Source organism: Victivallis vadensis, from assembly GCF_003096415.1.
GTDB classification, from domain to species: Bacteria; Verrucomicrobiota; Lentisphaeria; order Victivallales; family Victivallaceae; genus Victivallis; species Victivallis vadensis.
The window spans coordinates 50349-65429 of the sequence record NZ_QEKH01000019.1 but is presented as its reverse complement, the minus strand read 5'-3'; the positions used below and the strand labels follow the sequence as shown (position 1 = coordinate 65429).

Genomic DNA, 15081 nt, shown 5'->3' with positions numbered 1-15081 from the left:
CTTTGCCGTTACAGGGGAATGCCGTTGGAATCCAGCACGTAGGTCACTTCGTTGGCGCTCCGGTTCAGCTCCGCCTTGTTGAGCGCCGCCGCGTGGCCGTCGATGAAAAGCGAGTTGGCGCGCCCGCTGTGCTGCGCCGTGACGGCGCCGTTGTTGTAATCGACATTGATATAGGAGAGCGCCCCTTTCCCGAAATTGGCTTCGGTGGTCCGGTAGCCGCTGTCGGAGAGGTAGATGCTCGACGACGGCTTTTTCGCTTTGCGCAGTACCAGGAACTTATTGCCTGCGTCCAGCCGGAGCCAGATATCGCCGTAGGCGGCCTTGTCCAGTGTCGCATAAGGGCTGCTCCACTGATTCCACGAATCCCCGATCGCACAGATGCCGTAACCGAAATTGGTGGTCAGGTTTCCGGGATGCTGCGTGGCCGGGCAGAAGGTCACTTCGGGCGTGGAGAGATAGGAGGTGCCGAGCGGCAGGGGAAGTGCTTCCCCGTCCCCGTTGATCCGTTTGCCCAGCAGTATCGCATTCCAGTAGATTGTCCCGAGATAGGAGTGGCTGGGAAGCGTCATGTAGATCGGCACGATGCCGTTGTGGTCGCTCTCATAGAGCATGAATGCCTGTCCGCACTGCTTCAGGTTGGAGAGGCAGTTGCTGGCGCGCGCCTTGTCCCGCGCTTTATTCAGCGCCGGAAGCAGCATCGCCGCCAGAATCGCGATGATCGCTATTACCACGAGCAACTCAATCAGCGTAAAACCGCAACGGGATAGTTTCTGACGGAAGATTTCGCTCCTGTCGGAGCGACCAGCGCTTTCGCCGCTGGACCACGACCGGCAAGGTGCCGGTGCCGCATACGGGACGGTCGACAGGCGAAGGCGTGAGAGCTTGCGGAGATTAAGGGAGATGTTGAAATTGTTTGGTACGGGGAGAGACGCGGCGCCGGTCGCCGCTTTCTCTCCCCCGAACCCCTCTCTTTTACGCAGAGCGGTATACAGAGACTGATTGTATATTTTACAAGTAATATTCATAAGCAATTCGATAGATGTAAATTTTACAACTGCAGTGACATATTTGCCATTCATTGTTCTACCTCCGGCATTGTGTTGAAGTGCAGGGTTGTGTTATAAATTTGTGACGTCATCTTATGCTTTCGGCGGCGGTGCGGTCGATTCGCGCTCGATCACTTCGCCCGCGAAACGGAACATTTCGGTTTTATATGCTTCCGGGTCGGCCACTTTGGCCATGATCAGCCGCGCCGTCTCCTTGCCCATCTCGTTGGCGGCAATCTTGCAGCAGGTCAGCGGCGGGATCGTATGCCGCGCGTGCCACGAATCGTCGAAGGTCACCACGCTCAGCTCCTGCGGCACTTTGACGCCGCGCCGCCACGCCGTTTCCAGCACTTCGACCGCGATTTCCAGCTGGAAGGTCACGATTGCCGTCGCGCTCTGCCGGCGGACCAGCTCGAACTGTTCCGCGACCGGCAGCGGGGTGATTCCGTAGCCGTCGATCACCGGCAGGCGGCGGGCGTTCAGGAAGTCGAGGTAGCCTTGTTCGCGCTCTATTCCGCTGTGGTGCCGTTCCATCACCGGCGGGCTGTTCAGATAGGCGATCCGGCGGTGCCCGAGGCGGTACAGATACTCCATCACCATGCGGATATTGGCCGGTTCGTCGCTCATTACCGCACTGCCGGCTTCGCCGCAGACACCGTTCAGCGTCACATAGGGGCAGCGATGTTCCTCGATCAGCCGCAGCATCGCCGGGTCGATCACATCGGGGATCACCATGCCGGCGACCTTCCACTCCGGCACCGGATAACATTCGACCCGCGCCCTGGGGTGGAACAGATAGTGGAAGGTGAAGCCGTTTTCTTCGAGAATCCGGGTGGCTTCATCCAGCGCCCGGTCCACGGTCTCGCCGTTCTGGCGCAGGGAACGGCTGTAGAAGGAGAACGCGATCTGCCGGTTCTTCTTCGCCCGGATCGACCGGAACACCGGATTCGGCCGGTAGCCGGTTTTTTCCACCATCTCCAGAATCCGCGCCCTCATCTCGGGATTCGCCCCGAAATTCTTACTGTAGCCATTCAGCACCCGGCTCACTGTGGACGGCGATACCTTCAGCTCCCTTGCGATCTCGGCCAATGTCATAGCTTCACCTTTGCATAAAGCAGAAATCAGATTTCTGCCGCAGTTCAAAAAAGAATCGGACTCCCGGCAGAAATCCGATTTCTGTATTAATTATACCCAATTCAAACGAAGATGTCAAGAGGGAGACGGAAAAATAATTGAAATTTCCGCCATTCGCGTCGATAAAAACGCGCCGCCGTTTGCGCCGGAGGCGCGGATGTTCAGAGCTTTTCTTCGGAGATGAATCCGGTGGTGGTGCCGTGGGCGACCACCTTGCCGTCGTCGTTGAACACCTGCACGCTGTAGACGCCGGTGCGGCGGCCGCGGCTGACTTCCGTGGCGACCGCCCGCAGCCGCCTGCCGGTGCCGGGACGGATGAACGAGATATTCGAAGTGAACGCCACGGTGCGGAAGCCCGCCGCGTTGGAGGCTCCCGCGAAGGCGAGGTCGGCCAGCGTGAAGATCGCGCCGCCCTGTGCGATTCCGAGGCCGTTGAGCTTGTTTTCGGTGATTTTCATCACCGCTTCGGCATAGCCGGGGCGGATCACGTCGATCCGCATTTCATTGTACCGGCAGAACCGGTCGTCCCGATTGAGTTTTTCTTTGATTTCTTCGATTGTCATGGTGAATTTACTCCTGTAGTGTTTCCGATCAATATACACTCTTTCGCTGAAATTTCATTCCGGAAGCCGAAAAAAGCGGCGCGCAATATTGAAAACAGCCGGTTCAGAGTCTACATTATCAGGATGATAACTGAATTTTAACCGAAGGAGCAAAAGCCGGCAAGATGGAAGTCAAAAAACGCGAAAATTGGGGAAGCACGCTGGGATTCGTGCTGGCCATCGCCGGTTCGGCGATCGGATTGGGCAATGTCTGGAAGTTCCCCTACATCACCGGTCAGAACGGCGGCGGCGCGTTTGTGTTGGTCTATCTTTTCTGCATTTTTTTGCTCGGCATGCCGATCATGCTCTGCGAAATGGCGATCGGCCGCAAGACCCGGCAGAATCCCTACGGAGCATTCAGGATGCTTGAGGTGCGCCGCAGCCGTCTCTCCAAAGTGTTGGGGTGGCTGTTGATCGGGATGGGGCTGGTGATGCTCTGTTCCGGCAAGTGGGGATTCGCACTGCTGACTTTCGCGGCGTCGGCATTGGTGCTGAAGCTCGGGTTTGCGGCGGTCGGATTGTTTTCGCTGTTCGCGGCGATGCTGATTCTCTCCTACTATTCGGTGATCGGCGGCTGGATCGTCGAATATGTGTACAAGGCGTTTTCCGGCCAGCTGAATGTGCCGGATGTGGAGTCGGCGGAGAAACTTTTCAGCGATTTCATCGGCAACCCGATGCAGGTGACCCGGTGGCATCTGCTCTTCCTCGGGCTGGCCGCGCTGATGATCTGGTGCGGCATCCGCAACGGCATCGAACGGTGGTCCAAAATCCTGATGCCGACGCTGTTTTTCCTGCTGGTCGCGCTGCTGCTGCGCGGTGTGACGCTGTCCGGAGCCTCAAAGGGAGTCGCGTTCTTCCTGACGCCGGACTTCTCCAAACTGACCGCGGCGGGCGCGCTGGAGGCGCTGGGACATGCGTTCTACACCCTCAGCCTCGGCATGGCGATCACCATCACCTACGGCAGTTATCTCGGGCGCGACAAGAACATCTTCACCTCCGCGCTGTGGGTGGTGCTGCTCGACACCGGTGCGGCGCTGCTGGCCGGCCTGGCGATCTTCCCGGCGGTGTTCGCGATGGGGTTTGATCCCTCCGATGGGCCGAGCCTGATCTTCAAAGTGCTGCCGGCGACCTTCTACAACTTCCCCGGCGGCTTCGGCTGGCTCTGGGCCGGGCTCTTCTTCCTGATGCTGACCATCGCCGCATTGACCAGCGCCGCGTCGCTGTTCGAGTGCGGCGTGACCTTCCTGATCGACCAGCTCGGGCTGAAACGTTCAGTGGCGGTGATTCTCTGCTACGTCGGCATCGGCGGCTTCGGCGTGCTCACCTCGGTCAGCTGCGCCACCTGGGAGCACCTGCCGGGGGTGCACGGGGTTCTGGAATATGTGTTCGGTGAGGTCAAGAGCAAAAACTGGTTCGTGCTGCTCGACTATGTGACCAGCAACTGGATGCTGCCGCTGAGCGGCTTGTTCACCGCGATTTTCGTCGGCTGGGTCTGGACCACCCGCAAGGCGGGCCGCGAGCTGCGGATCAGCGCCGGAAGCCTGGTGGATGAAAATTTGATCACTTATCTTTCCGGGTTCCGCGGCGAGCCGCTCTACCGTTCCTCCCGGAATCATGGCCTGACCGTGATGACCCTGTGGGGCTTGCTGGTCCGCTTCGTGGCGCCCGTGGTGATCCTTGCGCTGTTTCTGCAGTCGATCGGCGTGAACCTCGGTTTCTGAGCGATTGCAAAAATGCCTTGAGAGGCTATTTTATGGAAGAAGCATCGATCAGTGTTGAAGGACGGTTCATGTATCTGGAAAAAATAAATTCACCGGCAGACCTCGCGGGGCTGTCCGTCACGGAGCTTGAGCTGCTCGCCGCCGAAATCCGCGAGCTGGTGATCGAGACGGTCAGCGTCAACGGCGGCCACCTCGGGGCGAGCCTCGGCACGGTGGAGCTGATTCTTGCGCTGCACCGGGTGTTCAAGGTGCCGGAGGACCGGCTGCTGTTCGACGTCGGCCATCAAGCCTACGCGCATAAAATTCTGACCGGCCGCCGGGAGTTTTTCAAAACCCTGCGCCGTCACGGCGGCTGCGCCGGATTTCCGGCGGCGTGGGAGTCGGAGTTCGACGTCGGCGCGTCGGGGCATGCCGGAACCGCGATTTCGACGGCGGTGGGGCTTTCCGCCGCGTTCGGCCGCAGCGGAAGCCCGCACCGGGCGGTCGCGGTGGTCGGCGACGGCGCGCTGAACTGCGGCATGTCGCTCGAAGGCATGATCAACGCGTCGCGCGACGGCAAAAACCTGATCGTGGTCCTGAACGACAACAAGATGTCGATTCAGGAGAACGTCGGCGGCATGGCGCACTACCTGAACTGCCTGATTTCGGGCAGTTCCTACAACAAGTTCAAGATGACGGTGAAGCGGCTGCTCAAGACATTGCCCCGGCATGAGGCGATCCACCGCTTCATCAAGCGGACGGAGGACCTGCTGAAAGGGATTTTCCTGCCGGGGATCGTCTTCGAGCAGCTCGGGTTCCGCTACATCGGTCCGATCAACGGCCATTCGCTGCCGGATCTGCTGCGTACCCTGGAACGGGTCCGGGAGCTGGAGGGGCCGATTCTGGTGCATGTGATCACCGAAAAGGGGCGCGGCTACGAGTTCGCGCGGCAGGAACCGGCGCGTTACCACGGCGTGGCCGGGTTCGACCGGGCGACCGGCAGGCTGAAAAAATCGGAAGGGCCGACCTTTTCAAACGCGTTCGGCGACGCGATGGTCCGGCTCGGCGAGGCGCACCCGGAGGTCGCCGCGATTTCGGCGGCGATGGTGTCGGGAACCGGCCTGAACCGGTTTCAGCAGAAATTTCCGGGGCGCTGCTTCGACGTGGGCATCTGCGAGGAGCACGCGGTGACCTTTGCCGGAGGGCTGGCCGCGGGCGGGATGCGCCCGGTGTGCGCGATCTATTCGACCTTCCTGCAGCGGGCGTTCGACTCGATCTATCACGATGTGGTGCTGCCGAAACAGCCGGTGATTCTGGCGCTGGACCGCGGCGGCGCGGTGGAGGACGGGCCGACCCACCACGGCATCTACGACCTCGGTTTCCTGCGGGAACTGCCGGGGTTGACGGTGATGGCGCCGCGCTCGGAGCGCGAGCTGGAGCTGATGCTGGATTTCGCTTATGAACTGAAAGCGCCGGCGGCGGTCCGTTATCCGCGCGGCGGCTCTCCGGCCGATCCGGCCGAAACGGTTCCGCCTCTGGAATTGGGGCGGGCCGAGGTGGTGCGCGCTGGAGGCGACGGCCCGGTGATCTGGGCGATGGGGCCGGAGGTCTATACCGCGCTGGAGGCCGCCAGGCTGCTGGAGGTCGCCGGTAAGGGAAGCTGCACGGTGGTGAATGCGCGTTTTCTCGCTCCGTTCGACGGAGAAACGGCGCGGCGGCTGGCCGCTTCGGGTCGCCCGGTCGCGACGGTCGAGGATCACCGGATCACCGGCGGGCTGGCGTCGGCGCTGGACGAGGCATTGGCGGACGCGCCGCATGGGAAGGTGCTGCATTTCGGCTGGCCGGACCGGGTGATTCCGCATGGCTGCGTCGGAGAACTGAAACGCGAATTCGGCCTGACCGCCGAAGCGGTTGCAGAAAAACTCGGCTCTCTGTAATGGAGAAAGCCGAATTGTCATATTTGTATTTGCTGTGGCGCTCCGTTGAGGAACGGAGGATGTGACGGACAGCCCGGGGGGGATGTCGTGCGCGCGGTTTCCTGTCGGAATCGTGTGCCCGGAAAAGCAAGGAACCCTATAACTTTCTGGTGCTGCAATGATAAAAAAACTGATCTGTTTCGGTCTGGCGGCCGTGGCCGCCCTGACGCTGGCGGCGGGTGAACTTCATCCGGAAACTCAAACTTTTCTGGCCGGTATGCCTTCGGGCCTGGCGGAACTGCAGACGAAGGCGATCCGCGAAGCGATCGCCGGGAACGGCGCGCTGCTGAAACAGGTGCGCAACAGCCGGAAGGTCGATACGGTGCCGCCCTCCGGCGTGACCACCGAGGAGCTTTCTTTCGAGGGCTTGCCGATCCGGCTCTACCGGACGCCCGGCCCGGTGCGGGTGCTGGTGCTCTATCTGCACGGTGGCGGCTGGGTGCTGGGCGGGATTCCGAGCTGCTCGCGCTTCTGCGGGGCGCTGGCCGAACAGGAGGAGGTCGCGGTCGCGGCCTGCGACTACCGGCTCGCCCCGGAGCATCCGTATCCGGCGGCGCTGGATGACACGGTGAAGTTCTATGACTGGGCGAAGCAGCGTTATCCGGGAGCGCGGATCATTCTGGCCGGCGACAGCGCCGGCGGCAACCTGGCGGTGGCGGCGGCGCTGCGGCTGCTCGACGAGCGCAAAAAGACGGTGGACGGCCTGATCCTGTTCTACCCGGTGGCCTCGCTGCAGCAGGACAGATCGGAGTCGTGGAAGAAATACGGCAAGGGATATGCGCTGGATTCCAGACTGATGGAAGCGTTCAACGACGCCTATGTGCCGGATGCGGCGCGGCGCGCGGAGCGCTATGTCTCGCCGCTCGGAACGGATTTGAAAGGGCTGCCGAAGACGCTGCTGATCACGTCGGAGTACGATATCCTGCGCGATCAGGGCGAGGAGCTGGGACGCCGGATGAAGGCGGCCGGAGTCGATGTGCGGATGCTCCGCTTCGACGGCGCGCCGCATATTTTCATCTCGATGCCGGGGCTGGACACCTTCTTCGACCGGGCGCTGAAGGAAAGCGTCGCCTTTACCGCAAAATAAACGGGTTGCGATGAGTCTATGGGCGGTTTCCCGCGCCGGCACGTTGCCGGTCGTGATCCAACGGCGAAACCGTTGGCCGTCGGAGACACTTGTGCGCTACAGCGCCCAGCTACCGGAGCCTGATTGAAAATCAGGCCGCGTAGCGCACAAGGTCTGCCGCCCGACAGGGCGGACAGACCCGCCTGCCTTTAAAACGGCAGGCTTCCCCTGGGGCTTTGCCTCCGGCGGCCGGGGGCGCTTCGCCCCCCCGGTCCCCCCGACTGGCAAGGTGCCGGCGCCGGGTGCGGTTTCGAGCTTTTTGCTGCGCAAAAATCTCAAAACCGGGGGTATTGATAATGGGCTGTGGGGAGTCTAGCGGCAATACTCCGCGCCGGCACGTTGCCGGTCGTGATCCAACGGCGAAACCGTTGGCCGTCGGAGACACTTGTGCGCTACAGCGCCCAGCTACCGGAGCCTGATTGAAAATCAGGCCGCGTAGCGCACAAGGTCTGGAGGCCGTCAGGCCGTAAGACCCGCCTGCCGCGAAGGCGGCATGGCTATCGGGGGAACGCTGTGAAATTGGAGTAAAGATTGACCGGAAATGCAAACGGATGGAGGAAGCTATGGAGAAGAAGTTTGCGGAACTGAAAGCGCTGGTCGCTGAAATTCATGACCTGAAAGCCGCTCTGGCGCTGCTGGAATGGGACCAGCAGGTCTATCTGCCCGCCGGCGCCGAAAACGGCAGGGCGGCGCAGATCGAGACGTTGTCCGGAGTGATCCACGCGAAATCCACCGCCGCGAAGCTGGGAAGGCTGATCGAGACGCTGGAACCGGCGGACTATCCGGAGGATTCGACGGAACGGGCGCTGCTGGCCCGGCTGCGGCGCGACTTCGCGAAGAAGAACAAGGTTCCGGCGAAGCTGGTGTCGCAACTGGCCCGGACCACGGCGGAGGCCCATGCGGCGTGGGTCAGGGCGCGGCAGGCGGCGGACTATACACTGTTCGCTCCTCATCTGGCGCGGATCGTGGAGCTGAAACGCCGCTATGCGGAGCTTTTCGCGCCGTCGGCGAGCATCTACGATCCGTTGCTGGATGATTACGAACCCGGCATGACCGCCGCCGAGCTGGACCGGATTTTCGAGCCGCTGCGTCGCGAGCAGGCCGGACTGGGGCGGCAGTTGGCGGACCGTCCGGCGGACGACGCTTTTCTGCACCAGAAGTTCAACGGCGCGAGCCAGCTGGCGTTCTCCCGCGAGGTGGTCAAAAAGCTCGGCTATGATTTCAAACGGGGGCGGCTTGACCTGACGGTGCATCCCTTTACCACCAGTTTCGGCCTGTCCGACGTGCGGATCACCACGGCAGTTCATGCGGAGCTGCCGGTCTCCTGTCTGTTGAGCACGGTGCACGAGTGCGGCCACGCGCTGTACGAGCAGGGAATCGATCCGGCGCTCGACCGGACGCCGCTGGCGGAGGGGGCCTCTTACGCATTCCACGAATCGCAGTCGCGGCTGTGGGAGAATCAGGTGGCGCGTTCGCTGCCGTTCTGGCGTTTCTTCTACCCCGCGTTTCAGAAGCGATTCCCGAAGCAGCTGGGGGATGTGTCGCTGGAGCGGTTCTACCGGGCGGTCAACCGGGTGGTCCCGTCGGAAATCCGCACCGAGGCGGATGAAGCGACCTACAATCTGCACATCATGCTGCGTTATGAACTGGAACTGGGGTTGCTGGAAGGGCGGATTCCGGCTTCCGAGCTGGCCGGACACTGGAATGCGAAAATGCAGGAGTATCTCGGCGTGACCCCGCGGAGCGACACCGTCGGCGTGCTGCAGGATATCCACTGGTCGCTGGGCGACTTCGGCTACTTCCCGACCTATGCGCTCGGCAACCTGATCGGCGCGGAGATCTGGAACGCCGCCTGCCGCACGGTTCCGGGGCTGGAGGAGGAGTTGGCGCGGGGGAACTTCCGGGTGCTGCTGGAGTTTCTGCGCCGCCGGGTCCATTGCCACGGGGCGAAATACGAGCCGCCGGTGTTGTTGGAGAAGATTACCGGCAGGCGTTCGATCGATTCGGAACAGTTCCTGACCTATCTGAAGGGCAAATATTCGGCGCTCTGACGCCGATAGGAAGGCAGGGGAGGCGCAAGATGAAGAAAATCGTATTCGCGGGAATGTTGCTGTTCGGCCTGCTGATTTTGCTGGCCGGAGCGGAGGCGGAAATGCGGCCGAAGCGGGTTCTGCTGCTGCGGGATTTCGATGCGAACTACCGCTGGCCGACCCTGCTCTCCGACCGCATACTCGATTATTACCGCGAGGAGCCGGAGGCGCGGGCGCCGATCGTCACATCGGTTTCGCTCGGAGGCAGGAATAAGGAGTCGGGAGAGCAGTTCCGGTTCCTGGTGCTCGATGACCTGAAGAAAAAACGTTACGATCTGGTGATCTGCCTGACGCAGTCGGCGGCCGATCTGCTGTACCGCTATCGGGAGGAGCTGCCGGAAGAGCTGGACATCGTGCTTGGCGATTGCAGCGATTTACAGACCATCCGCCGGTTCGGCAATGCGACCGGCGTGCTGCGCCGATACAATCTGGAGGCGAATATCCAGTTCGGCTTGAAGCTGTTTCCGGAAACGGAGCGGATTCTGGTTGCCGTTTCCGGGGACGATGAAACCGGGCGGCTTGTGGAGGAAACCCGGCGTTCGCTGGCAGGGAAGGGGCTTCCCCCCGTGGAGTTCGTTGCCGGAACGCAGATCACCGGCGCCGAGCTGATCGGGAAGATGAAAGCCCTTCCGGAACGCTCCTTTGCCGTGATCAGCAATTGGATCGAAAAGGAGAGCGGCGAGTACAGTTCCGCGCCGTTTCTGCTGAGCCGGGTCCGCCAGGTCTATCCGGGGCCAGTCCTGTCTCCGGTGGACACCACGCTCGGTTCCGGCCTGCTCGGCGGCGTGATGTTTCTCCACCAGGATTACGCCCGGGAGATCTGCATGGCGGTGGACCGCTGCCTTGCCGGAGAATCTCCGGGACACATTCCGGTCAGCAGTTGCGAGCCGGTTCCGGTGGTGGATGCGCGCGAGGCGGCGCGGCTCGGGGTTCCGCTGGACAGTCTGACCGCCGCGACCCGGATCATCCATGCTCCGCCGCCGTTTCTGGACCGGGCCGGGATACGGCTGCTCTTTTTGCTGCTGACGGCGCTGGTTGTCGTCGCACTGGTCGCGGAAGTGCTCCGCCGCCAGCGCAACCGGTATGCCGCTCTGAACCGCCGCAAGCTGGCATTGCTCAACGCGATCACCGACGGCATCATCGAAACCGATGCAGACGGAGTGGTGCTTGATATGAATCCGGCCGCTGAGGCGGTCACCGGCATTTCCCTGAAGGAAGCGGCCGGGATGTCGGTCGAGATGCTGCTGCCGCTTTTTTCATCGAAGGACCATGCTCCGCTGCCCAGCCTGGTGGCGGAGGCGCTGCATTCGGACCGGCTCGTCAGCGCCGGGGAACATGCGGAGCTGCGCCGCCGCGACGGCGGACGCTTTCACGTGTCGCTTTCGGCAGTGCGGCTCTGCCGGAAAAAGACGGATTCGACATGCAGCGTGCTTCTGGTGTTGCGCGACACGACGGCCGAGTACCGGCAGAAGCGGGAACTGGCGATGCGCAACGGCATGCTGGAACTGGCCGCTCGCATCTCGGGGCTGAGCTGCTTCATCTGCCGCAGTGACGGCACCGGAATTGAGCTGGCCCGCTACCAGCCGATCTGGCCCAAGGAGGACGGCAGGCCGGTTCCGCCTGAAAAGTTCATGTTCGCCGAGGACGCCGAGGAGCTGCGCCGGGCATGGCAGGAGCTGCGGTCCAACCGCCGGAAGGAGGTCAGCCTCAGCTTCCGGTCGAACTACTACGGGGAGACGCGCTACTATTCGATGCGGGTGGTTCCGTCGAAGGATTTCTACTCCACCGGACACCGGCGCTATTTCGGTATTCTGCAGGATTTCACCCATGTGCGCATGAATGAGCAGAAATATCAGAATACCTGGAGTCTGCTCCAGCTGATTCTCGACAATCTGCCCTGCGGCATTTTCGTGAAAAATCCGGATGACGGCGGGCGTTATGTGCTGTGCAACCGCATGTTCGGCAGCATCGTGGGGGTCGACAGCCGCGCTATCGCCGGGAAGACGGATTGGGAGCTTTTCAAAGCCGCCGGTGAAGCCGCCCGTTTTTCGGCGGATGACCGCGAGGTGATCGAGACCGGCGCAAGCATCGACAAAACCGAATTGTACACCGGGGCTGACGGCGTGGTCCGGACTTCCCGCACCATCAAAAGCCGCCTGATTCAGCAGGACGGTTCCCGGCTGCTGGTCGGGCTGAGCATCGACATCTTCCGGCAGGTCGAGGTGGAACGGAAGCTGAGCCGGGCGCTGGAACAGGCCCGGCTGGCGGCGCAGGCCAAAAGCACCTTTCTGGCCACGATGAGTCATGAGATCCGCACGCCGCTGAATGCGGTGATCGGCCTGAGCGACCTGCTGCGTTCGCCGCGGATTTCCGATGCGCAGCGGGTGGCGTTTTCGGAGGCGATCAACACCTCGGGCAAGGCGCTGCTGCAACTGATCAACGATGTGCTCGACCTCTCCAAGATCGAGGCGATGAAAATGGAACTGCGCCCCGGCCCGGTGTCGCTGACGCAGCTGCTGTCGGAGGTGCACCAGATTTTCGCCCAGAGCGCCGCGGACAAGGGGCTGGAGTTCGAATTCGTGCCGCCGGAGCCGGAGCCGCCGAAGCTGCTGCTGGATGAGGTCCGGGTCCGTCAGGTGCTGTTGAATCTGATCGGCAATGCGGTCAAATTCACGACCCGCGGTTTTGTGAAGCTGGAGTGTGCGCTCGGTTTCAACCGGACGCCGGACTGCGAGGTGCTGATCACGGTTGCCGACAGCGGAGTGGGAATCGATCCGGAATTCATGGCGCATCTGTTCGAGCCGTTCCGCCAGGCGGTCAATGCCGACAGCCGCTCGTTCGAAGGCGGTTCCGGCCTCGGACTGGCCATTTCAAAGCGGCTGATCGAGCAGATGAACGGCACGCTCGATGTGGAGAGTTCATTGGGCGTCGGCACCACCTTCACGGTCCGCCTGCACCGTGTGCCGATTGTGGAAGAGCAACCGGAAGAGCCGCCTCCGCCGCCGGTCCCCGTCGGAGAGTTTCCCGGCGTGGAGGTGCTGGTGGTCGACGACGCCGAGGTCAACTGCATGGTGCTGGAGAGCGTCCTCAAGCGGCTCGGCTGCTCGGTGCGCACCGCGTTCTCGGTGGACGAGGCGCTGGAGAAAGTCGCCCGGAAGCATCCCGATCTGGTGATGACCGACCTCTGGATGCCGGATCGCAACGGAGCCGATCTCGCCCGCGCTCTGAAGCAGGATCCTGCGACTGCGGATATTCCGGTGCTGCTGGTGACCGCCGACACCGAAATGACCGGCGACGCCGACGATACGCAGTTCAGCACCGTGATCTACAAGCCGATCAACATCGCCAGGATTTCGGCGGCGCTGAAAAACACTTTAAACCGTTGAACCGGCTTATGCCGTTCCGGTTTCGGATAGGAAAAAATTGCCATGTTTCGACACCTTCGTGCGTTTTTTATGGCTTTTCATGCGATCTTCAGGCTGAGGGCTTATTCAGGGATAAGTTCTAAAGCCTCAAATCGAATTCGGGGCGGGTCTGCAACTTGAACCGGAATTCGGTCGGGGAACAGAGATGTATCTTTTTGAATTGCCGGGCGAAATATCCGGCATCGGGATAGCCGCACTGAAACGCGACTTCCTTGATGTCGCAATACGGCTGCTGCAGAAGCCGCCGGGCGTGGGCCATGCGGTAATTCTGCAGGAACAGGAAGATGCTGATCTTTTTTTCCCGCAGGAAAACCGCGCGCAGATAGCTTTCGCTGACGCCGACGGAACGGGCGATCAGTTTGGTATTGAGCGGGCGGTTGAAATTGGCTTCGATCAGTTTGATCGCCCGGGTCACGATCCGGTTGCGGGTGCCGAACTCCTGATCGCGTTCGAATTGCGCGATATGGCGCACCAGTGAATAAAGTACTCCGCCGCAAAGTTCATACCGCACTTCGCGCGACATCTCCTGAATCATATTCATAAGCCTGGGCGTCCACGGATCGTTGCCGAAATGGATCAGCCTTGTGCGGCTGCTGAGCAGCCGGGCGTCGATGACGGCGGTCACGAAAACGGTTTTGACCGGGCCCTCGGATATCTGGTTGTGCGCGGTTTCGGGGGAGATGACCAGCAGGTCGCCGGGGGTACAGAGGAATTTTTCCTTTCCGATGGTGACGGTGCATTGCCCGCCGGCCTGATAGATCAGCTCCGTGGCGGGATGCGTGTGGACCGGAACATTGGTGGAGTTGTCGAAATAATGGGAAAAGGAAAAAATCGGCAGGCACATCTCCTGGTTTTCCCGCAATACATCCATAGCGCCCTCCTTCGGCTTGAATTGTTCGCCGTATCAATAAATCCCATTCCCGGAATGACCGGAGTATTTCCGCTCCATTTCCCGGTGTGTCTGCTGAAACAATCTACATCTTTCCGGCCCCGATGTCAACAGGCCTTTGCCGGAAAAGAAGCGGATAATCCCATCATTCAGACATTTTATCCCATATGCGCCTATTGACTGCGGCGCAGGATTTATATATAATTAATAGCGAAGACGGATCTGGTGCCCGAATCACACAAAAGGAACGGAAAGATGATCATAACGCAGGAGGATGCAAATGAGAAGATTCGATAATAAATTCACGGAGTCGTCCGCAATGGAAATTGGTCAGAAGACTTTGCGCATGGGAACGGAGAATGCAAAATTTACGCTGATTGAGCTGCTCGTGGTAATTGCAATTATTGCAGTTCTCGCCGGAATCCTGCTGCCGGCTCTCAACAAGGCGCGGGAGAGGGGCAAGGCGGTCAAGTGCATCAGCAACCTGAAGCAGGTGACGCTCGGCACGCAGATGTATGCCGGCGACTACAAGCAGAGGATTCCGCAGGTTCTGGACATCAAAAAACGCTGGGGATGGGCGAATTACGAGTATTGGTGCACATATATGGCCGGAGTAAGCGGGCCTGCCGGATATACCGGTTCCGAAGCGGCGAAATGGAACGCTTATTTCTCCGCGAAAACCGTGATTTGTCCCGCCAATCCGGATCAGAAGGTCGGTTCGACGCTTTACTGGAAATCCTACGGAATGCGTTATTACGGCGACAACTTTTCCGATGAGGAAGGCAAATATGCCTATGAAAGCGTCAACGGGTGGCCGATGGGCGGTTTCATCACGACGCGGGTGAAGAATCCTTCGATGGTATTTTATCTCGGCGATACCGGTTCGATCGGCGCTGCTGTTTCCCACGGCGGCTTCGGCTGGAGGCGCAGCACCGATTATGAAAGCCGTAAAATCCGCATCATGACCAGACACGGCGGCAGGGCCAATATGGGATTTTTCGACGGCCATGTGGCGGCGCGTTCTTTCAATGAGATGAAAAACTCGCCGGTGAAACTCAATATCTGTTACGGGTTGCTGAACTAAGGAGGCGCA

General features: G+C 60.8%; 10 protein-coding genes. 6 read left to right on the top strand and 4 right to left on the bottom strand.

Translation table 11 applies throughout. The annotated features are described in order from the left end of the window. Window positions 1-8: 8 nt before the first annotated feature. The 3 genes from C8D82_RS21230 to C8D82_RS12235 all read right to left on the bottom strand — a co-directional run bounded on the left by C8D82_RS21230 (window position 9) and on the right by C8D82_RS12235 (window position 2743). Window positions 9-1025, bottom strand: coding sequence for a prepilin-type N-terminal cleavage/methylation domain-containing protein (locus tag C8D82_RS21230; RefSeq protein ID WP_165833045.1), 1017 nt, complete (start codon window positions 1023-1025; stop codon window positions 9-11). A gap of 114 nt (window positions 1026-1139) precedes the next feature. Next, complete coding sequence (locus C8D82_RS12240) at window positions 1140-2189, bottom strand: LacI family DNA-binding transcriptional regulator (RefSeq protein ID WP_116884576.1); 1050 nt, start codon at window positions 2187-2189, stop codon at window positions 1140-1142. 152 nt (window positions 2190-2341) lie between these two features. After that, window positions 2342-2743: a PaaI family thioesterase gene (locus C8D82_RS12235; RefSeq protein WP_116884575.1), complete on the bottom strand. Its 402-nt coding sequence runs from the start codon at window positions 2741-2743 to the stop codon at window positions 2342-2344. A gap of 164 nt (window positions 2744-2907) precedes the next feature. Between C8D82_RS12235 and C8D82_RS12230 the strand changes: the two genes are divergently transcribed. The 5 genes from C8D82_RS12230 to C8D82_RS12210 all read left to right on the top strand — a co-directional run bounded on the left by C8D82_RS12230 (window position 2908) and on the right by C8D82_RS12210 (window position 13060). After that, window positions 2908-4503 (top strand): sodium-dependent transporter, encoded by a 1596-nt coding sequence (locus C8D82_RS12230; RefSeq protein WP_116884574.1) that lies wholly within the window; start codon window positions 2908-2910, stop codon window positions 4501-4503. A 68-nt stretch (window positions 4504-4571) separates the two neighbouring features. Beyond that, complete coding sequence (dxs, locus tag C8D82_RS12225) at window positions 4572-6419, top strand: 1-deoxy-D-xylulose-5-phosphate synthase (protein WP_187144081.1); 1848 nt, start codon at window positions 4572-4574, stop codon at window positions 6417-6419. Between the two features lie 157 nt (window positions 6420-6576). Then, window positions 6577-7545: an alpha/beta hydrolase gene (locus C8D82_RS12220; RefSeq protein WP_116884572.1), complete on the top strand. Its 969-nt coding sequence runs from the start codon at window positions 6577-6579 to the stop codon at window positions 7543-7545. A 602-nt stretch (window positions 7546-8147) separates the two neighbouring features. Beyond that, window positions 8148-9635, top strand: a complete 1488-nt coding sequence (locus C8D82_RS12215) for a carboxypeptidase M32 (RefSeq protein ID WP_116884613.1) — start codon at window positions 8148-8150, stop codon at window positions 9633-9635. 29 nt (window positions 9636-9664) lie between these two features. Further along, window positions 9665-13060, top strand: coding sequence for a PAS domain-containing protein (locus C8D82_RS12210; protein ID WP_116884571.1), 3396 nt, complete (start codon window positions 9665-9667; stop codon window positions 13058-13060). Window positions 13061-13178: 118 nt separating this feature from the next. Here C8D82_RS12210 and C8D82_RS12205 read toward each other — a convergent pair whose 3' ends face one another. Beyond that, a complete protein-coding gene (locus C8D82_RS12205) occupies window positions 13179-13970 on the bottom strand; it encodes a helix-turn-helix transcriptional regulator (protein ID WP_116884570.1) in 792 nt (263 codons plus the stop codon). A gap of 337 nt (window positions 13971-14307) precedes the next feature. On the opposite strand from C8D82_RS12205, the gene C8D82_RS12200 reads away from it, so the two are divergent. Next, the gene (locus C8D82_RS12200; protein WP_116884569.1) at window positions 14308-15072 is read left to right on the top strand and encodes a prepilin-type N-terminal cleavage/methylation domain-containing protein; all 765 of its coding nucleotides are present in this window, start codon (window positions 14308-14310) and stop codon (window positions 15070-15072) included. Window positions 15073-15081 lie beyond the last annotated feature (9 nt).